This is a genomic window from Benzoatithermus flavus (genome assembly GCF_037908215.1).
In the GTDB taxonomy this organism is placed as follows: domain Bacteria; phylum Pseudomonadota; class Alphaproteobacteria; order Geminicoccales; family Geminicoccaceae; genus Benzoatithermus; species Benzoatithermus flavus.
This window is the reverse complement of the sequence record NZ_JBBLZC010000001.1, coordinates 261,408-280,933: the sequence shown is the minus strand read 5'-3', so window position 1 is coordinate 280,933 and position 19,526 is coordinate 261,408. Positions and strand designations below refer to the sequence as shown.

The window sequence follows — 19,526 nt, the reverse complement described above, 5'->3', positions numbered from 1 at the left end:
AACCAGGAGATCTTCCATGCCGAAATTCGCGGCCAACTTGACCATGCTCTATGGCGAGCTCGATTTTCTCGACCGGTTCGAGGCTGCGGCCGAGGACGGGTTCGCAGGCGTCGAGTATCTCTTTCCCTACCCTTACCCCAAGGAGGCTCTGGCCGAACGGCTGCGGCGCCACGGCCTCGTGCAGGTGCTGCACAACCTGCCGGCTGGCGACTGGGGCAAGGGCGAGCGCGGCATCGCCTGCCTGCCGGAGCGGGTGGACGAGTTCCGTGACGGTGTCGATCGGGCGATCGAGTATGCGACCGCCCTCGGCTGCGAGCAGGTCAACTGCCTCGTCGGCATCCGGCCCGAGAACGTGTCCGAGGCGGCGGCGCACCGCACGCTGGTCGCGAACCTGCGCTTCGCCGCGGCCAAGCTCGCCCGCACCGGGATCAAGCTCCTGCTCGAGCCGATCAACCCGTTCGACATTCCGGGCTTCTTCGTCCGCACGCCGGACCAGGCGGCACGGATCATCGCCGAGGTCGGCGCGGATAACCTGTTCATTCAGTACGACTTCTACCACCAGCAGCGCACCGCGGGCGAGCTGGCGGCGACCTTCCGCAAGCACCAGAGCCGGATCGCGCACGTCCAGATCGCCGACAACCCGGGGCGTCACGAGCCGGGCACGGGCGAGATCAACTTTCCCTTCCTGTTCCGGCTCTTGGACGAGGCCGGCTACCGGGGCTGGATCGGCTGCGAGTACAAGCCCGGCACCACGACCAGGGAAGGGCTCGCTTGGCTCGCCCCCCATCGCACGCGCTCGGCCTGAACGGGCCACCCCAAGAATGGAGAACGGGACATGAAGGTCGGCTTCATCGGGCTCGGCATCATGGGCACGCCGATGGCCCTCAACCTGCTGAAGGGCGGGCACACGCTCCACCTGCATTCGCGCAGCGGCGTGCCGCAGGCGCTCCTGGACCAGGGTGGTGTGGCCTGCGGCTCGGGCAAGGAGGTGGCCGCGGCCGTGGAGGTGATCGTCACCATGGTGCCGGATACCCCGCACGTGGAAGCGGTGCTGTTCGGCGAGAACGGCGTCGCCGAGGGGCTCTCGCCCGGCAAGATCGTGGTCGACATGAGCTCGATCAGCCCGATCGCGACCAAGGAGTTCGCGCGGCGGATCAACGAGCTGGGCGGCGAGTATCTCGATGCGCCGGTTTCGGGCGGCGAGGTGGGCGCGAAGAACGCGACGCTCTCGATCATGGTGGGCGGCCCGCGGTCGGCGTTCGACAAGGTCAAGCCCCTGTTCGAGCTCATGGGCAAGAACATCACGCTGGTCGGCGGCAACGGCGACGGCCAGACCGCCAAGGTCGCGAACCAGATCATCGTGGCGCTCACCATCGAGGCGGTGGCGGAAGCGCTCCTCTTCGCCTCCAAGGCCGGTGCCGATCCGGCCAGGGTGCGCGAGGCCCTGATGGGCGGGTTCGCGAGCTCGAAGGTGCTGGAGGTGCACGGCGAGCGCATGATCAAGCGCGCCTTCCAGCCGGGTTTCAGGATCGAGCTGCACCAGAAGGACCTGAACCTGGCACTGCAGTCGGCCAAGGCCCTGGGCCTGAGCCTGCCCAGCACCGCGACCGCGCAGGAGCTGTTCAACGCTTGCGCCGCGCACGGTGGTGCTGCCTGGGATCACTCGGGCCTGGTCCGAGCACTCGAGATCATGGCCAACCACGAGGTCGGCAGCGGCACGCGCTGACGGCACCTCGAGCGGGCCAGCAGCATGAGAGCGGTTTTCGGGCGGGGCGGTTCTCCGGTGTCACGGCCGGCCATTCAGGCGGCAGGACAGGAGGCCGGGTGGCCGGGCCCTTGCCCGGTCACGACAAGGCGCCCGACCCGCGCCAAGCCGGCTCTAACGGTTGTTCATGGTGCCCAATACCATGAAGGGAAGCTGAACGGGATCCCTTCCGTTCCGCTCCGAACCGGCGCTAGAAGCCCTGTCGAGCCGAGAGCCCAGGGACGGGAGGCAAGCCGATGACCAGCATGCCGCGCGAGCTGCTGCGGGCGATGTTCCAGGCGGCGATCGACGCCGCCCTGCCGGCGCGGATCGTGCCCCGGCACCTGCCGACACCACCCAAGGGCCGGACGGTGGTGGTCGGCGCCGGCAAGGCCTCGGCCGCGATGGCGCAGGCGCTCGAGCGCCACTGGCCGGGGCCGCTCGAGGGCCTCGTCGTCACCCGCTACGGCCACGGCTGCCCGTGCGAGCGGATCGAGATCGTCGAGGCGGCGCATCCCGTGCCCGACGCCAACGGCGCGGCGGCGGCGCGGCGCATCCTCGAGCTGGTCCGGGGCCTTTCCGAGGACGATCTCGTCATCGCTCTGATCTCGGGCGGCGGTTCCTCGCTCCTGGCCTTGCCGGCCGAGGGTCTCACCCTCGCCGACAAGCAGGCGGTCAACCGGGCGCTGCTGCGCTCGGGCGCCCCGATCGAGGCCATCAACTGTGTCCGAAAGCACCTCTCGGCGATCAAGGGCGGCAGGCTGGCGGCGGCGGCGTTCCCGGCGCGCACGCTGAGCCTCGTGATTTCGGACGTGCCGGGCGACGATCTCTCGGCCATCGCGAGCGGCCCGACCGTGCCCGATCCCACCACCTTCGCCGATGCGCGTGCGATCCTCGCCCGCTATGGGCTCACGGAGCCGGCTTCGGTGTTGCGCCATCTCGAGGAGGCGCGGGACGAGACGCCCAAGCCCGGCGATCCGCGCCTCGCGCGCGCCGAGACGGTGCTGATCGCGACCCCGCAGCGCTCCCTGGAAGCCGCAGCCGAGGTGGCACGGGCGGCCGGGGTGACGCCTTTGATCCTGGGCGATGCCATCGAGGGCGAGGCGGCGGAGGTGGGCAAGGTGCTGGCCGGGATCGCGCGCTCGGTGGCGATGCACGGCCATCCTCTCCCGGCTCCTTGCGTGCTGCTCTCGGGCGGCGAGACCACGGTGACGGTCAAGGGCTCGGGCCGGGGCGGGCGCAACGTCGAGCTTTTGCTGTCGCTGGCGGTGGCGCTGCAGGGTCTCGCGGGGGTGTGGGCGCTGGCCGGGGACACGGACGGGATCGACGGTGCGGAGGAGGTGGCGGGGGCGATCGTGACCCCGGACACGCTGGCGCGAGCGCGGGCGCTGGGGATCGACGCCCGGGCGAGCTTGGCCGAGAACGACGGCCACGGCTTCTTCGCGGCGTTGGGCGATCAGATCGTCACCGGGCCGACGCTGACCAACGTCAACGACTTCCGCGCCGTCCTCGTCACCCTCAGGACGGAGGCGCCGGCCGGCACGGCTGGCTGAGAACGGCGCAGCGCCGGCACGAGGCGAAGCTCGGCGCGTTCGTCGCCGAACTGCCGTCCGGCGCTCCCGGTGCGGCGTGCCTGCTCCGCATCGCACGCTCCGAGCCTTCGTCATTCCGACGGCGGCGGCCCGCCGCCGGGCACGCCGCAGGGCGCCTTCACGGGATGAACTGCTCCTTCAGGATCCGCTCCTCGAGATTGTGCTCGGGATCGAACAGGAGGTGGAAGGAGATCGAGCGGTCCTCCCAGATCTCGACGCTCACCACGTCGCGAACCTCGGTGAAGTCGGCGACCGCGCTCACGGGACGCTTCAGAGGATCGAGCGTGTCGATGCGGAAGCAGGAGCGGCTCGACAGCAGCGCCCCGCGCCAGCGGCGGGGGCGGAACGGGCTGATCGGGGTGAGCGCCAGGAGATTGGCGCCCAAGGGGATGATCGGCCCGTGGGCGGAGAGGTTGTAGGCTGTGGAGCCCGCCGGGGTCGCGACCAGGACGCCGTCGCAGACGAGCTCGGGCAGGCGGGTGACGCCGTCGATCGCGATCCTGAGCCAGGCCGCCTGACGGGTCTCGCGGTAGATCGAGACCTCGTTGATGCCGAGCGCCTCCCTGACCTCGCCGTCGGCGAGGCGGGCGCGCATCCGCAAGGGATAGAGCTCGACGCGCTGGGCACGGCTGATGCGCTCCTCGAGGCCGTCGAGGGCATAGGCGTTGAGAAGAAAGCCCACCGTGCCGAGGTTCATGCCGTAGATCGGCCGGGCGAGGTCGAGATGGGTGTGGAGGATCTCGAGCATGAAGCCGTCGCCGCCCAAGGGCACGATGACGTCGGCCTCGGCCGGGTCGTGCGCGCCGTAACGGTGCTGCAGGGCGGCGAGCGCGCGGCGCGCCTCCTCGGTCGGGGCCGCCCGGAACGCGATCTTCATGGACCTCTACTCCCGGCCCGCCCGGCAGCGCCGCGGTGCGCGACACCTTTTCGGCCTTGCCGGTGGACAAGGTTCGCAACACGGCCTACATCGCGCTATGATCTTACGTGCATAGCGCGTCATGTCGGACCATCCTCGGGCGGCATAACGAGAGTGGGGGCTTGTGTCGATGGTGATCGATCCGTTCGGCCGGAGCATCACCTATGTTCGGGTGTCGGTCACCGACCGCTGCGACTTCCGCTGCGTCTACTGTATGGCGGAGGATATGACCTTCCTGCCCAAGGCGGAGCTCCTGACCCTCGAGGAGCTGGACCGTCTGTGCACGGCGTTCGTGAAGCTCGGAGTCAGGAAGATCCGGCTCACCGGCGGCGAGCCGCTCGTGCGGCGCAACGTGATGTGGCTGATCGAGCAGCTCGGCCGGCATCTCGGGACGGGTGCTCTCGAGGAGCTTACCGTCACCACCAACGGCAGCCAGCTCGAGCGGCACGCGCAAGCGCTCTACCGTGCCGGCGTGCGCCGGATCAACGTCTCGCTCGACAGCTTGAAGCGCGAGCGGTTCGAAGCGATCACGCGCTGGGGCAAGTTCGACAAGGTCATGGCCGGGATCGAAGCCGCGAAGGCGGCGGGGCTCGCGGTCAAGATCAACATGGTGGCTTTGAAGGGTGTGAACGAGGACGAGTTCGACCGCATGATCGCCTGGTGCGGGGCGGAAGGGTTCGACCTCACGCTGATCGAGACCATGCCGCTCGGCGAGATCGACGGCGACCGGACCGAGCAGTACCTGCCGCTCTCGCTCGTGCGCGCCCGCCTGTCCGAGCGCTGGACGCTCACCGACATTCCCTACAGGACGGGCGGCCCGGCGCGCTACGTCCGGATCGAGGAGACCGGCGGCCGGCTCGGCTTCATCACGCCGCTGACCCACAATTTCTGCGAGAGCTGCAACCGGGTGCGCGTGACCTGCACCGGCACCATGTACATGTGCCTGGGCCAGGAGGACGCGGTCGACCTCAGGAGCGCGCTGCGCGCCTCGGAGAGCGACGAGCAGCTCCTGCAGGCGATCCGCGACGGGATCGCGAGGAAGCCCAAGGGCCACGATTTCGTCATCGACCGCCGCCACAACCGCCCGGCCTTGAGCCGGCACATGAGCGTCACGGGGGGATGAAGGACGAAGGGCGCGGTACGGGGGGACGGGATTCCGCTACCCGGCTGCCGACGACCTCGCCCTTGCGCTTCCAGGTCCAGCCGGTCGGGCCTTGCGGCCATGTCGAAGCCGGGGCGGGTCGTCGCGTCGCTCGGTCGGGACATCGTCCGGGAGCGCACGGAGCAGGTCGAACGCGCGGCCGAGGTCGCGCGACTTCTCGCGCGGCACGATCCCGTCGCCACGCCGGAAGATCTCGACCTCGCCGCTCGACAGGCGGAACTCCTTCGGCAGCCGGACGGCTCGACTGTCGCCGAACCTGAAGACCTTGGCCGTTGCCATTCGGGCCTCCGTGGCAGCGTGCGCCGGTTGCTCCGACCACACGGCCGGCATTTCGCACCGGAAGCCCCGCCACGACGGGCGGGGCTTCCGTCGACAGGTTTCCGTAGAGGCCGCCTACTGGAACACCACCTCGACGCGCCGGTTCTGCGCCTCGCGCACGCCGTCGGCCGTGGGCACGCGCGGGCGGGTCTCGCCGAACCATTCCACCTTCATCTGCTCCTGCGGCACGCCGCGGGTGGCGAGCTCGGCCGCAACTCTACGCGCCCGGCGCTCGGAGAGCTTCAGGTTGTAGGCGTCGCTGCCGGAGCGGTCGGCGTGGCCGGCGACGTAGACCCGGGCGACCCGACCCGCTTTGTAGTCGGTCGCGACCTGGTCCAGCACCTTCGCGGTGACGGGCGTGATGTCGGCCGCGTTCCAGGCGAAGAACACGACGTACTCGTTGCCGGCACCGGTCACGAGCGCGTTCTCGACCTCGCGCATGGCGTCCTCGAACGCCTGCTTGCAGGCGGCTGCCGCCGTCTCGTTGCCGGCCTCGGTCTCCTCGAGCCAGCAGTCGTAGGACACCTGGGCGCGCGCCGCCGCGGCAGCGGCCTTGAGACGCCCGCCGCGATCGAGGCCCGCCATCAGGCGCGCCCGCGCCGCCTCGAACTCGCCCACCCGATCGGCGGGAAGCTTGCGTAGACCCACCATGTCGGGCTGGACGTTGAGCCCCTTGGCCGAGGACACGGCCTTCCTCGTGAAGTGAACCTGATCGGCCAGGTCCATCTCGGCCTTCTGCTGGTCGGCGAGGGCGAAGTAGCCGGTGCGCAGGCCCTGGCTGAACGAGGAGCCCTGCGGCGCCATCGTCCGCGCGGCGTCCACATCGGTCGTGAGAAGGTCGACGTCATCGAAGCCGTTCGGATCGATGCCGCCGGCCGGCTGCACCGCGCTGCAGGCCGTCATGGCACCGCAAAGCGCCGCCAGAACGATGAGTCTAGCGCTCTTTCGCATCAGAAGATCCTCTTGCCACCCGACGTGAGATCGATCGAGGCCCGTCGCGAACGGGCGTTCAAACGGCCCGGCTCTTCCGGCCGGATCGGCAGGCGTGAGCGGATAACAGGCGAAACTTCTCGGCTAATCAAGCGGCTTGTGGCAAGACCGCAAGTCTCACTCGAAGGTGTTGCCGCGATTCAACGGCCGTGCGAGCGCGGTTTCGGTTGGAACCAGGAGGGTGTGCTCACGGCAGGCCGCGGCTCGTCGGCCCGGTCGAGGCCGTGTTCGCCGCAGCGATGGCATGGCGCTCGCGGAAGAACCGGCGCACCGCCGCCAGCGCCTGCTCGAGGCGGGCGAGCTCGGCGGGCGAGGGCGGAGCCATCTCGGCGGCCGCCGCGAGCCGCGCCATCTCGACGGCCCCGATATTGTCGCTCGCTCCCTTCAGGCCGTGCGCGGGCCTGTTCCAGTCGGCGCCGCCGTCCAGGGCCATCCGCATCTCGTCGAGGTAGACGCCGGCGGTCGCGAGGTAGAGCGAGACCAGCTCCTGCTCGAGCTGCAGGTCGCCATCGGTGAAAGCAAGCAGGCGCTCGATGGCCACAGGAGGGTGCGGCATGGGTGTCGGGGCTTCCGGTTGTGATGGCGCTCGCTGGATCAGGTCGCAGACCGTGGACACGAGGCGCCCGATCGAGATCGGCTTCGGCAGATAACCCTGCAGCCGCGCCTCGCGGCAGTCCTCGAGGATGCGCTCCGTGTCCCATGCGTCGCCGAAGAGGAGGATCGGCATCGAGCCCGTGGGCTCGGGCCAGTCGCGCAGCCGCCGCGCCAGGGTGAGCCCCGGCACATCGGGAAGCTGGAGCGCTATCAGCGCCAGCGCGAAGCGGGTGTGGGCGAGGGCGGTCAGCGCTTCTTGCGCGGAGGCGACGCAGGTGACCACGTAGTCGAGCCGGCTCAGCACCATACGCATCAAGCTACGGCTCAGCGCCACGTCGCCGACGATCAGCAGGCGGCGAGGCGCTGCGCTATGGCAGGCGGGGCTGCGCATCGAACCGTGATCGCTCCAAACGCGATGAGACTGAAATATTCTCCCGTTAAAGTTTAGTCGGTCAAGAGAAAACGGCAGTGCGGGCGAAATCAGCCGCCGGCATCCGGGAGCCGCCAGGCGGCCGCGAGCCGGGCGGCGAGCCGGGCATTGTCCAGGACCAGCGCCTCGTTGAGCGTCACCGTCCGGCCGGCGCTGCGTCGGGCCAGCTCGGCCAGGAGCCAGGGCGTCTCGTCCCTGCCGGCGATGCCCTGCGTCCGTGCCTCGGCCAGGGCCGCGCCGATCCAGCCTTCGAGCTCCGCCGCCGGCAGAGCGAGGTCTGCCGGCGGCGGATTGGCGATCACCATGCCGCTCGGCCAGCCGAGCGTCGCCTGGGCGCGAAGGAGAGCCGCGAGGCCGGCCACGTCGTCGATCCGCGGCACCGTAAGGCCGCTCTCGCGGGCGTAGAAGGCGGGGAAGTCGCCCGTGCCAAAGGCGACCACCGGCACGCCCAGGCTCTCGAGCACTTCGAGCGTGCGCGGCAGGTCCAGGATGATCTTCGCCCCGCTGCAGACGACGGCAACCCCGCTTCTCGCCAGCTCGTGCAGATCGGCCGAGACGTCGAGGCTGGTCTCGCCGCCGCGATGCACGCCGCCGATGCCGCCCGTCGCCATCACCCTGATTCCGGCCGCGGCGGCGACCCGGATCGTGCCCGCGACCGTGGTGGCGCCGAGCGCTCCTCGGGCCAGCACGATCGCAAGATCGCGCGGCGAGCACTTCACGACCCCTTCGGCGCGGGCGAGCCGGACGAGATCGTCGTCGTCGAGCCCGACCCGGATCCTGCCGTCCGCGACGGCGATCGTCGCCGGCACCGCGCCCTCGGCGCGCACGGCCGCCTCGACGGCGCGGGCGAGATCGAGGTTGCGCGGTCGCGGCAAGCCGTGACAGATCAGGGTCGATTCGAGCGCCACGACGGGGCGGCCGTGGGCGAGGGCCTGCGCCACCTCGGAATGGATCTCGATGCTCATGAAGGCCTCCTCGTCGTGGCAACCTGCTGCCGGCGGGCCTGGCACCCTTGCGGCGGCCGCGAGCCGGGGCGGCACGACTACTCCCATCGGACGGAGCGATGAACAAGGAACTCGATCACCACGCGGCGCTCATCTACGCGATGGTGCTGGTATCGGCGGCGGAAGGGCGGATGTCGGACCGCGAGCTCGAGGTCATGGGTCGTCTCGTGCGCCATCTGCCGGCGTTCCAGAACTTCGATCCGGCGCGGATCATCGAGGTCGGCAAGGACTGCGCCGAGCTGCTCGAGCAGGAGGACGGGCTCGAGGTGGCGCTCGAGCGCATGGCCCGCTCGCTGCCGCAGCCTCTGCGCGAGACCGCCTACGTGCTCGCCTGCGACGTCGCCGCCGCCGACGGCAGGCCGGTCGAGGCGGAGCTGCGGATGCTCGAGCTGATCCGTCACCGCCTGCACGTCGATCGTCTGGTGGCGGCCGCGATCGAGCGCGCCGCTCAGGCCCGCCACCACACGGCCTGAGACGGGCGGGCGGCGCCGATGCGCTCCGACGGGATCCTCCTGCCGCCCGCCACGATGGCGGCCGTCGATCGGGCGGCGATCGCCGCCGGGCGGCCGGGGCCCTGGCTCATGGAGAATGCCGGCCGGGCCGTCACCCGTGCCGTCACCGCCCGCCTGCCGCCCCGGCCCGTGCTGGTCCTGTGCGGCCCCGGCAACAACGGTGGCGACGGCTGGGTCGTGGCCCGGCAGCTCCGCCGCGCCGGCTGGCCGGTACGGGTGGCGAGCCTCGTGCCGTGCCAGAGCCTGAAGGGCGATGCCGCCTGGGCGGCCGCGGCCTGGGACGAGCCGATCGAGCCGGTGGGCCCGGCGGGCCTCGATGGGGCGGACCTCGTCGTCGATGCGCTGTTCGGGGCCGGGCTCGCGCGTCCTCTGGACGGTGCTGCCGCCGAGGTGGTCCGCGCGCTGAACGAGCGCCGCCTGCCGGTCGTGGCGGTCGACGTGCCCTCGGGTGTGGACGGTGCCACCGGTGCCGTGCTGGGGGCGGCACCTGCGGCACGGCTCACCGTCACCTTCTGCCGTCTGAAGCCGGGCCATCTCCTCCTGCCGGGGAGGCTGCTCTGCGGCGAGACCGTGCTCGCCGACATCGGCATCCCGGACGAGGTGGTGGCGGCACACGATTCCGGCCTGCGCGCCAACGGTCCGGGCTTGTGGCGCCACCTCGTTCCCGAGCGTACCGCCGAGAGCCACAAATACCGCTTCGGACACGCGCTCGTCGTCGGCGGTCCCAAGGAGACGACCGGTGCCACCCGGCTCGCGGCGCGGGCGGCGCTGCGCGTCGGTGCCGGCCTCGTCAGCATCGCCTGCACGCCCGAGGCGCTGCCGGTCTATGCCGCGCAGCTCACCGCCGTGATGACCAAGCCCGCGGCCGACGCCGCGGCGCTCGGCCGGCTGCTCGCCGATCCCCGCTTCTCGGCCCTCCTGATCGGCCCCGGCATCGGGACGGGGCCGGCGACGCGCGAGCTGGTCGCGACGGTGCTCGCGGCGGGCCGGCCCACGGTGCTCGACGCCGATGCGCTCACGAGCTTCGCCGACTGCCGGCAGGATCTCCTCGGTGCCCTTCGCCCCGATTGCGTGCTGACACCGCACGACGGCGAGTTCGCGCGGCTGTTCGATGCGACCGGCGATCGCCTCGGTCGGGCGCTCGCCGCGAGCCGGGCCTCCAACGCCGTGGTCCTCCTCAAAGGTAGCGACACGGTGGTGGCGGCACCCGACGGGCGGGCGACGATCCAGCCATCGGCTCCGCCGGACCTCGCCACGGCCGGCAGCGGCGACGTGCTGGCCGGGCTGATCCTGGGCCTCCTCGCCCAGCGCGTGCCGGCCTTCGAGGCGGCCTCTGCCGCGGTCTGGCTCCATGCCACGGCAGCCGAAGGAAGCGGCCCCGGGCTGATCGCCGAGGACCTGAGCGAACGGGTGCCGGCAGCGCTCGCCGCGATGCGCTCGCGTTGAGCGCTTCCTCGGCGGCGAAGCCGCTTTCCTGTGGCGGACTGGTTTGCTACGGCCTTATTCGCCGTTGAGGCGAGCTCACGCATCGTGGAACCGACCCGGAGCCCGAGGGAGCGCACGGGGCCGTGAAGGCGGATGGCCGATTGCTCGACGACCCCGAACTCCGTCCGTTCCTCGACCTCATTCCGGGAGCGGTGATCCTGCTGCAGCGGATCGATCGGGCGCGGCCAGCCCCCGTCGTCCGCCTCGTCAACCGCGCTTTCACCGAGGCCAGCGGGCTCGCCGCGGACACGCTCGTCGGCCGGAGCATGCGAGCGCTGCGCAGCGTGATCGAGCCCGACGCATCGTTCGCGGAACTGATGAGCGCTGCGGTCAGCGGCGAGGACTTTGTCGGCAAGCTCCGGCTGCGCGGCATCGCCGGGCAGAGCGCGCCCGTGACGGCGCGTGCGCGGGCACTGCTTTCCGATTCGTACGCGGTGTGCCTCGAGCTCGGCCACGGGCTCCAGCCGCGGGCCCGATGCTCGCCCGGCGAGTCCGCCCGGCTGCTCGCGGCGCTGAGCGAAGCCTGCTTCTACGAGCTCGCGGTCGGGGTAGACTGCCGGCTGCGCCTCTCTTATGCCGATTCGCGCCTCGTCGAGCTCACCGGCTACGAGCCCGAGGAGCTGGAGGCGATGGGTGGGTTCTTCGCCCTCGTCGCTCCCGCCGATGCGCCCGAGCTCCACCGGCGCAACCAGCGCCTCCTCGCCGGGCAGCCGGGGACGGTGCGCTACCGCCTCAAGCGCAAGAGCGGCGAGCTGCGCTGGGTCCAGGACACGGCACGCGCCGAGCGCGATCCCGAGAGCGAGCTTGTCGAGCGCATCGTCGGCACGCTGGTCGATGTCGCCGAGGCCTGGGCCGACACGCTGCCGCCCGCGATGCTCGAGCGTCATGCCGCGATCCTCGCGGACGTGCTGGGCGCCTCTCTCCTGCTCGTCGATCCGACCGGACGGCTCCACTGGGCCGCCCCCCGGCTCGCGGAGCCTCTGGGCGACCGGCTGCGCCACCATGTCGGCCAGTCCCTGGGCAGCCTCCTGCCGGCACGGCTTCTCGCCGCTTGGCTCGACTGGCTGGACGAGGCGCTGGCGGCGCAGGCCCCTTTGCGCTGCCGCCTGCCCTGGCCCACGGGCCGGGGCGAGGAGCTGCTCGAGGCCTGCCTGATGGCGATGACCGACCAGCTCGTCCAGGTGGTGATCTGGCTGCCCGGATCGGGCAACGCTTCTATCGGGGGCGAGCGGCACCTCCAGGCTCTCCTGGACGGTCTGCGCGAGCCTCTTCTCGTGGTCGGGCCCGAACTGCGCATCCGGCAGGTGAACGGCGCCTTCGAGCGCCTGATCGGGCGGTCGCGCGCGGAGCTGATCGGCCACGCGCTCGCCGACCGGCTCGCTGCGCCGGGCACGCACGAGCGCCTCGCCGAAGCGCTCGCCCGCATGCTCGCGGGCGGTCGGGGCGGCGAGGAGCGCATCGTGCTGCCCTGCAGCCTGCGCGGCGGCGAGCGCGAGCTCGAGTTGAGGATGGTGCCGCTCCGGGGTGCGGCCGGCATCGAGGCGCTGCTCGTCGAGGCGCAGCGCTCGGGCGAGAAGACGCCGCCGCCGAGCAACGGCGAATCGTGGCTGAACGCGGTCATGAACAGCGTGGCCGACGGCATCGTCCTCGTCGACCCCGAGGGTATGGTCACTTGGCTGTCGCGCTCGGCCGAGGCGATCTTCGACTACCCACGCGACGCTGCGGTGGGTGCTTCCGTCGATCTTCTCCTGCCGCCCGGTGCCGGCCAAGGCGGCGGCCTCCTGCAGCGGCTCCTGGAATCGCCGGGACGTCCGACCCCGGTCGAGGTTCTGATCCGTCGCCGCTCCGGCGAGCTGATCCCGGTCGAGGTCGAGGGCAGCTTCTTCGAGCAGGGTGGCCGGCGCACGACCGTGCTGGTCGTCCGCGACATCACCGTGCGCCGGCAGACCGAGGAGACGCTCAGGAGCCTCGCCTACCACGACCCGCTCACGGGTCTGCCCAACCGGCTCCTGTTCCACGACCGGCTCACACAGGCGATCGAGCGCGCGCGGCGCAACCGGCAGCTTCTCGCCGTGATGCTGGTCGATCTCGACCGCTTCAAGCTGATCAACGACTCCTTGGGCCTCGAGACCGGCGATCAGGTGATCAAGGCCGTGGCCGACCGGCTGGTCCAGGCCTTGCGGAGAAGCGATACCGTGGCCCGGCTCGGCGGCGACGAGTTCATGGTGTTGCTGCTCGGCGTCAGCGGGGCCGAGGCCGCCGCCAAGGTGGCGCAGAAGCTGCTCGAGAGCCTGCGGCCACCGCTCGTCGTGGACGGCCACGAGCTGACGACGAGTGCCAGCATCGGGCTCGCCCTGTTCCCGCACGACGGCGACGATGCCGAGGCCCTGATCAAGAACGCCGACAACGCGCTCTCCCGTGCCAAGGAGCAAGGCCGCAACCACTACCAGTTCTATACCGACGACATGAACGCGGCCGCGTTCGAGCGGCTGATGCTGGAAAGCCGGCTGAGGAAGGCGCTCGAGCACGGCGAGTTCGTGATCTACTACCAGCCCAAGGTGAGCCTCGCGGACGGTGCTATCGTCGGCGTGGAAGCGCTCTTGCGCTGGTTCCATCCCGACCTCGGCCTCGTCCCGCCCGCCGAGTTCATCCCGCTCGCCGAGGAGACCGGCCTCATCGTCCCCATCGGCGCCTGGGTTCTGCGCACGGCCTGCGCGCAGGTGCGGCGCTGGCACCGCATGGGCCACAGCGGCCTGCAGCTCGCCGTCAACCTCTCCGCCCGCCAGTTCCAGGAGAAGAACCTGGTCGCCACCATCGAGCAGGCGATCCGGAGCTCCGAGTTCCCGCCGGGCGCGGTCGAGCTCGAGCTCACCGAGAGTGTGATCATGCGCGACGCGCCCGAGGCCGCGCGCCGGCTGAAGGAGCTCGTGGCCCTGGGCATCCGGCTCGCCGTCGACGATTTCGGCACGGGCTACTCGTCCCTGGGCTACCTCAAGACGTTTCCGATCGGCTCGCTCAAGATCGACCGCTCCTTCGTGCGCGACGTGGAGCGCGATCCCAACAGCGCCGCGCTCGCCCAGGCGATCATCGCCCTTGCCACCAGCCTCAAGCTCAAGGTGGTGGCGGAAGGGGTCGAGACGCGGGAGCAGCTCGAGATCCTCAAGGGCTTCGGCTGCCACGAGCTGCAAGGCTTCGTCTTCAGCCGCCCGCTACCGCCGGACGAGCTTCTGGCGCTGCTCGAGGAGGGCAGGCGGCTGCCGCTCTGAGGTTCACCCTTCGACCTTGGCCGCCGGCCCTGCCGTCGCGGGGCCGGGGTGGCACTGGCCGATCGAGCCTTCCGCGCAGACCGTGCGGCCGTCGACCCAGCGCGCGCCGGAGACGTTGGCGCGCAGGAGATCCACGCCGTCCATGATCGCCTGCGAGAGATCGGCGCCTCTGAGGTCGGCGTCGTAGAAGCGCGCACCCCTCAGGCTCGCGCCCACGAGCTTGGCGCCGGCGAGGTTGGCGTCCGTGAAGTCGGCCTGGGTGAGATCGGCGCCGCTCAGGTCCACCCCTTCCATCTCGGCCGAGACGAACTTCGCCCGGCGCGCCTGGATATTCGCGAGCCTGGCGCCGCTGAGCCGCGCCCGCTTGAACGAGCTGTCGCGCAGATCGCCGCCGGTCAGGTCCTGGCCGGTGAGGTCCGAGCCGTCGAGGAAGCAGCGACGCCACTGCACGCCCGGCATCGCCGTGTCGGCGCAGGCCGCCGCCGCCTCGCGACCGGCCATGGTCAGCGCCAGGAGCAAGGTGAGACGCGCCAGCGGCCGGTGCATGGATCCTCACTCCTTCCCGAACACCTCGGCGAAGCTCGCGCGCAACGCCGCATCGAGCTCCGCCATGCCGACCTCGGCACCCAGGGCGTGCAGCGAGGTCACCCCATGCTCGCTGATGCCGCAAGGAACGATCCCCTGAAAATGGTCGAGATCGGGGTTCAGGTTGATCGCGACCCCGTGATAGCTGACCCAGCGCCGCACGCGCACGCCGATGGCGCCGATCTTGGCCTCGGACCCGTCCGGCAGCACGACCCAGATCCCGACCCGGCCCTCGCGGATCTCGCCCTTGACCCCGAGCCGGGCGAGCGCCCGGATCACCCAGTCCTCGATCGCCTGCACGAACCGCCGGACGTCGCCGCCGCGCCGCTTGAGGTCCAGCAGGAGGTAGGCCACCCGCTGGCCCGGCCCGTGATAGGTGTAGCGGCCGCCGCGACCCGCCGCGTAGACCGGGAACCGGTCGGGGTCGATCAGCTCCGAAGGCTCGGCGCTGGTGCCGGCCGTATAGAGCGGCGGATGCTCGAGGAACCAGACCAGCTCCGGTGCCCGCCCCTCACGGATCGCCGCGACCCGTTCCTCCATCAGCGCCAGGGCCTCGGGATAGGGGACGAGGCCGTCGCTGGTGCGCCATTCGATTGCGGCGTTCGAGACCACGAGAGGCTCTTGCAAGGCCGATTCTCTTTTGTTAGACCGCGCGGGCCGGCGACGAACCGGCCCAACGTCACATAGCGCGGTCGTGGCGGAATTGGTAGACGCGCCAGGTTGAGGGCCTGGTGGCCGAAAGGCCGTGGAAGTTCGAGTCTTCTCGACCGCACCATCTCTCTCCCAGCGAAAGCGCCGCCGTCCGTGCGGGTTTTGCCCGCCAACGGGGCCATCGCGCCAGTGGCGGCTTTTTTCGCCTCTGGCAACGAACTGGACCCGATCAGAACGGAACACGGCGCCATCGCGCACGGCTTCCTACGGGGCGCTGGCCGAACGGAAGAGCTCCAGCGCCGGGCTGGAGCTCTCGTGAGAGGAAGCTGGCGCGGTCGGCGCCTCGGCGAGCTGGCCGGTGGAGACGCCCTTCGGCTCGAGCCGGGGCCGCAGCTCCCCGATGTGGCGGGCGCGGCGCGGGCAGGCTGGCAGGAGCGTCGCGGTGAACCGGCCCGGCTCGCCACCCGCAGCCCGGCCGGCAACGGGACACCGGTGACGCTCGCTTCTGGCCGCGGCAGGGCGACCACGCCATCCTCCTCCACGGCATGCCCTCCGGAGGGATCTCGACCATCACCGAGGATACGCCACCCCCGCCGCAGCCACCGAAGCCGGCTTCAGCCCGTGGGGGCCGGGCAGGCGGCGCAGGTGGTCGAGGCGCTCAAGGGCTTGGTGCCGGCGGGAAGGGATCGCGCTGGCGTGTCCGGCTCCTGGCCCGAGCCACGTCGAGATCCCTCCGGGTCCGCTGGCGCATGGCCGCCAGCGGGCTATGGCCGGTGGCCGAGGGCGACTCGGCCAACCCCAGATCGCGGCGCGGAGAGCTGCCATATCGGAAGCGGGCATCGCGTCCGCGCCGCGCCGGCGAGGACGACGGCCAGCCCGGCCTGTTCGCCTGAGTCGCAGGGCGGCCGCGCGCCGCCGGGCGGCGCAAGATCACAATCCTAGATTTCGGCGGGCGATGCGTCCCGAGGAGCTTCGAGGGGCGTTCGGGACGGCTTCGCGCCCGGAATCGCGCTGCCAGGTTTCTGCGGCCACCGGCACGAAGGCGCCGCGCCCGGCCGATCCGACTGGCCGCGACCCGCCCGGGCGCTCGGCTTTGCCGGACGAGGTCCGGTTCTCGCGCCTGGCGCAGCCGGCGCTCGATTGCTGGACCGCTGATGGGGTCCTGCGCTTTGCCATGCGCGCGGCCGATCCGGCCGACCCTGAGCCGAAGGCGCTGGCCTGCCATGGGCTGTGGCTGCCGGCGCAGGAACACATGTTCTTGCGCTTCGTCGAGGGGCGGCCGGTCAGCCCGGTGACCTGCGCCTGCCTCGCCTGGGCCGTCGAGCAGCCTGGGCCGAGGGGGTGCGGGTACTGGTGCCGGTCCGGGCCAATACCTCGCGCCACGGCCAGGAGGTGCGAGCCCGGCCGTGGCGGCACGACCGCAGGTCGAGGCCGCCGGCCGCGGCTGTCGCTTGCGGTCTGCCGTCTGCCGAGCCGAAGCCCGCGGCGGAACGCGACAAACGGCTGCACGGGCAAGCGGGCGGCGTCGAGCCGGAACGCAGGCTTACCGTGGCCGGGCCGAAGCAGCGCTCATGCGAGCACGCTCGCGCACCGCTCCTCCAGCCCCTCGCCTGACAGACCACCCAAAGAGGCTCTAGATGGTTCAGACATCTGGAGAAGTCCCTAATTCAATCCCTTAAAGATACCTGATGCAGCAAATTGGATAACTATAAAGAGAAAACGGCAAATCTTTAAAAAGCACTTGTCATCTATGAGGTTATTCCTTATAGAGAATTTCGCCCGTGTTATAGAGCGAGTTCTTAAAAAGAATTAATAAACTGGGAGGGAAGCGCGATGACGAATGCGCGGGGATTGCGTCACGACGACAATCGGAGCGCGGCGAGCCGTATATGCGGGACGGGTGGCGTCGGGCCGCGCACGGGTATACGGGTCGGAGTGGTGGGCTGCGGCTATTGGGGCTCCAAGCACGTCAGAGTTCTTAGCAGCTTATCCGAGGTTCGCGAGGTAATCGCGGTGGAGCCCGACCCCGAAGCAGCTAAGGCGGTCCTTGTCGCCTTTCCTGCCGTACGGGTGTTCGCAGATCTTGAGGCGGCTCTACCGCATGTCGATGCGCTCGTCATCGCGACACCGGCGCAGACACACGCGAAGCTCGCGCTGACGGCGATCCGCTATGGGCTCCACGTGCTGGTCGAGAAGCCGCTCGCGACCTCGCTCGAGGCATCGCGGCTCGTCGTCGAGGAAGCCCGGCGCGCCGGCATCGTTCTCATGGTCGGGCACACGTTCCAATTCAATCCCGCAATCCGCGAGATGCGGCGTCGCTTCGATAGCGGCGAGCTCGGCGACATCTACTATATCCACTCCGCGCGCCTGAACCTTGGCCTCTACCGGCCGGATGTCAACGTCGTGTGGGATCTCGCGCCGCACGACCTTTCGATCATGAATTTCCTTCTTCGGTCAGCGCCGAAGGCAGTGACGGCATGGGGGGCTTCCCTCGCCTACCCACATGTCGAGGATCTCGCCTTTATCCGGGTCGAATACAACGACCCCAAGGTCACAGGATTTATTCACCTTTCCTGGCTGGACCCGCGCAAGACGCGGACCGTGACCCTTGTGGGCAGCCGAAAGATGGTGGTCTATGACGACCTGGCCGAGGAGCGCGTGCGCATCTACGATCGCGGCCTCGAGACCGGTGGGTCCGGACCGACCCACGAGCGGCCGATCTCTTACCGCTATGGCGACGTCGTCTCGCCTTATATCCAGGCGAGCGAGCCGCTGGCACTTCAGGACCGACGGTTCGTCGAGTGCATCCGGGACGGCAGGAACCCAGAAAGCAACGGGATCGACGCGCTCGCGATCATCGCGATACTCGAGGCCATTGATCGGTCGCTGCACGCGCGACGTACCATCGAGGTGGAGTATCCGCTGAGCCTTGCGAGCTGGCAGCCCGACATGCCGGGCTCCATCGTGCAGGATGCCGTGCTGTGAACGTGCCGTTCCTCGATTTGGCGGCGATGCATGCCGGCCTGTGGCCGGAACTCGACCAAATCTGGCACCTTGCAAGCCGCTCAGGCAGCTTCATCGGCGGTGAGCTCGTTGAGCGCTTCGAGACTCTTTGGGCCAGCTATTGCGGCACGCGGCACTGTGTCGGTGTCGACAACGGTACCTCAGCGATCGAGCTGACGCTGGCAGCGCTCGGCATCGGTCGCGGCGACGAGGTCATCGTGCCTACCAACACATTCATCGCCACCGCCGAAGCGGTGGTGGCGACTGGTGCTCGGCCCGTGTTCGTGGATGTCGATCCCACGACTCTCCTCATGACGGCCGAAACGGTTGCTGCCGCGATCAGTCCGCGCACGGCGGCGGTGATCGCTGTCCATCTTTACGGTCAGCCGGTCGACATGGACGCGATCCATCGTGTCGCCGATCCAGCCGGCATCGTGGTCATAGAGGATGCGGCGCAGGCACATGGAGCCCGGTGGCAAGGTCGGCGCACCGGGAGCCTTTCCAAAGCCGGATGCTTCAGTTTCTATCCCGGCAAGAATCTGGGCGCCTTCGGTGATGCCGGCGCCATCGTCACGGACGATGCCGCGCTTGCCGAGCGCGTTCGCGTCATGAGCAATCATGGTCGCCCACGGAACGCTCCACACCGCCATGAACCGGGCGGCACCAACCATCGCTTGGACGCCCTGCAAGCCGGAATCCTGGCCGTCAAGCTGAAGCATCTGGATGCCTGGAATGCCAGCCGCGCGCAGGCGGCACGCCACTACGCCGCGGTTTTGGCTGACTTACCGCTGGAATTGGTCACGATCGATCCACGTGCCGTTAGCAGTCACCATCTTATGGTCGTGCTGACCGAGCAGCGGGACGAGCTCCGGCGGAAGCTCAGCATGGCCGGTGTGGCCACTGGCATTCATTACCCGATACCTTGCCACTGTCAGCCGGCGTTCGCCGCGGAGAAGCATCCTCCTCTCCCTACGGCCGAGCGTGCGGCCGGGCGACTGCTGTCGCTGCCAATGTTTCCTCAGCTCACCGAAGTGCAGATCGACTATGTGGCCAATGCGCTGCGCTTGGCCCTGGACGAGGCAGTCCCGTTGCGTCCCTCACTGGCCAGTTACAGGTTCGAGCGCGGCCAAGTGCCGAAGCAACTGCCAGAGATACACCCGCGCCAGGGCAGCCGACAGGTGCTGACAGGTGACTCGCTCTAGCCCAGCTACGTACCGGTGGATGAAGCCGTACCGACTGAACGAAACCAGCCATGCTGACGGATTCGATGGATT

The 19,526-nt window shown here is 69.9% G+C and carries 16 protein-coding genes and 1 tRNA gene; 10 read left to right on the top strand and 7 right to left on the bottom strand.

Annotated features, from left to right (window positions below; all coding sequences use genetic code 11):
- Positions 1-16: 16 nt before the first annotated feature.
- The 3 genes from hyi to U1T56_RS01255 all read left to right on the top strand — a co-directional run bounded on the left by hyi (position 17) and on the right by U1T56_RS01255 (position 3,297).
- Positions 17-805: a hydroxypyruvate isomerase gene (gene hyi / locus U1T56_RS01265; RefSeq protein WP_418157609.1), complete on the top strand. Its 789-nt coding sequence runs from the start codon at positions 17-19 to the stop codon at positions 803-805.
- A 30-nt stretch (positions 806-835) separates the two neighbouring features.
- Complete coding sequence (gene glxR, locus U1T56_RS01260; protein WP_418157608.1) at positions 836-1,726, top strand: 2-hydroxy-3-oxopropionate reductase; 891 nt, start codon at positions 836-838, stop codon at positions 1,724-1,726.
- A gap of 275 nt (positions 1,727-2,001) precedes the next feature.
- Positions 2,002-3,297: a glycerate kinase type-2 family protein gene (locus tag U1T56_RS01255; protein ID WP_418157607.1), complete on the top strand. Its 1,296-nt coding sequence runs from the start codon at positions 2,002-2,004 to the stop codon at positions 3,295-3,297.
- 157 nt (positions 3,298-3,454) lie between these two features.
- On the opposite strand, the gene U1T56_RS01250 is transcribed toward U1T56_RS01255, so the two are convergent.
- Entirely contained in the window at positions 3,455-4,213 is a 759-nt protein-coding gene (locus U1T56_RS01250; protein WP_418157606.1) for an NAD kinase, read from the bottom strand.
- Positions 4,214-4,382: 169 nt separating this feature from the next.
- On the opposite strand from U1T56_RS01250, the gene moaA reads away from it, so the two are divergent.
- Entirely contained in the window at positions 4,383-5,375 is a 993-nt protein-coding gene (gene moaA / locus U1T56_RS01245) for a GTP 3',8-cyclase MoaA (protein ID WP_418157834.1), read from the top strand.
- Positions 5,376-5,411: 36 nt separating this feature from the next.
- Here moaA and U1T56_RS01240 read toward each other — a convergent pair whose 3' ends face one another.
- From U1T56_RS01240 to U1T56_RS01225, 4 genes are all read right to left on the bottom strand, one after another.
- Positions 5,412-5,693, bottom strand: a complete 282-nt coding sequence (locus U1T56_RS01240; RefSeq protein ID WP_418157605.1) for an antitoxin — start codon at positions 5,691-5,693, stop codon at positions 5,412-5,414.
- Positions 5,694-5,807: 114 nt separating this feature from the next.
- Positions 5,808-6,683, bottom strand: coding sequence for an OmpA family protein (locus tag U1T56_RS01235; protein WP_418157604.1), 876 nt, complete (start codon positions 6,681-6,683; stop codon positions 5,808-5,810).
- A gap of 226 nt (positions 6,684-6,909) precedes the next feature.
- Entirely contained in the window at positions 6,910-7,707 is a 798-nt protein-coding gene (locus U1T56_RS01230) for an Hpt domain-containing response regulator (RefSeq protein ID WP_418157603.1), read from the bottom strand.
- A gap of 89 nt (positions 7,708-7,796) precedes the next feature.
- On the bottom strand, positions 7,797-8,711 hold the full coding sequence (locus U1T56_RS01225; protein ID WP_418157602.1) for a pseudouridine-5'-phosphate glycosidase: 915 nt from the start codon (positions 8,709-8,711) through the stop codon (positions 7,797-7,799).
- Positions 8,712-8,809: 98 nt separating this feature from the next.
- Between U1T56_RS01225 and U1T56_RS01220 the strand changes: the two genes are divergently transcribed.
- The 3 genes from U1T56_RS01220 (at position 8,810) to U1T56_RS01210 (ending at position 14,013) form a co-directional block, all read left to right on the top strand.
- On the top strand, positions 8,810-9,223 hold the full coding sequence (locus tag U1T56_RS01220; RefSeq protein WP_418157601.1) for a tellurite resistance TerB family protein: 414 nt from the start codon (positions 8,810-8,812) through the stop codon (positions 9,221-9,223).
- Positions 9,224-9,241: 18 nt separating this feature from the next.
- Complete coding sequence (locus U1T56_RS01215; protein WP_418157600.1) at positions 9,242-10,708, top strand: NAD(P)H-hydrate dehydratase; 1,467 nt, start codon at positions 9,242-9,244, stop codon at positions 10,706-10,708.
- Between the two features lie 140 nt (positions 10,709-10,848).
- Entirely contained in the window at positions 10,849-14,013 is a 3,165-nt protein-coding gene (locus U1T56_RS01210) for an EAL domain-containing protein (RefSeq protein ID WP_418157599.1), read from the top strand.
- 3 nt (positions 14,014-14,016) lie between these two features.
- Here U1T56_RS01210 and U1T56_RS01205 read toward each other — a convergent pair whose 3' ends face one another.
- Positions 14,017-14,559, bottom strand: coding sequence for a pentapeptide repeat-containing protein (locus U1T56_RS01205; protein ID WP_418157598.1), 543 nt, complete (start codon positions 14,557-14,559; stop codon positions 14,017-14,019).
- Between the two features lie 6 nt (positions 14,560-14,565).
- Positions 14,566-15,225, bottom strand: a complete 660-nt coding sequence (gene lipB / locus U1T56_RS01200) for a lipoyl(octanoyl) transferase LipB (protein ID WP_418157597.1) — start codon at positions 15,223-15,225, stop codon at positions 14,566-14,568.
- 61 nt (positions 15,226-15,286) lie between these two features.
- On the opposite strand from lipB, the gene U1T56_RS01195 reads away from it, so the two are divergent.
- From U1T56_RS01195 to U1T56_RS01185, 3 genes are all read left to right on the top strand, one after another.
- A tRNA-Leu gene (locus tag U1T56_RS01195) sits at positions 15,287-15,373 on the top strand.
- A 1,709-nt stretch (positions 15,374-17,082) separates the two neighbouring features.
- Positions 17,083-18,234 carry a Gfo/Idh/MocA family protein gene (locus tag U1T56_RS01190; RefSeq protein WP_418157596.1) on the top strand — a complete coding sequence of 384 codons (1,152 nt, stop codon included), beginning with the start codon at positions 17,083-17,085 and terminating at the stop codon, positions 18,232-18,234.
- Positions 18,231-19,454, top strand: a complete 1,224-nt coding sequence (locus U1T56_RS01185; protein ID WP_418157595.1) for a DegT/DnrJ/EryC1/StrS family aminotransferase — start codon at positions 18,231-18,233, stop codon at positions 19,452-19,454. Before U1T56_RS01190 ends, U1T56_RS01185 begins: the two co-directional genes overlap by 4 nt.
- Positions 19,455-19,526 lie beyond the last annotated feature (72 nt).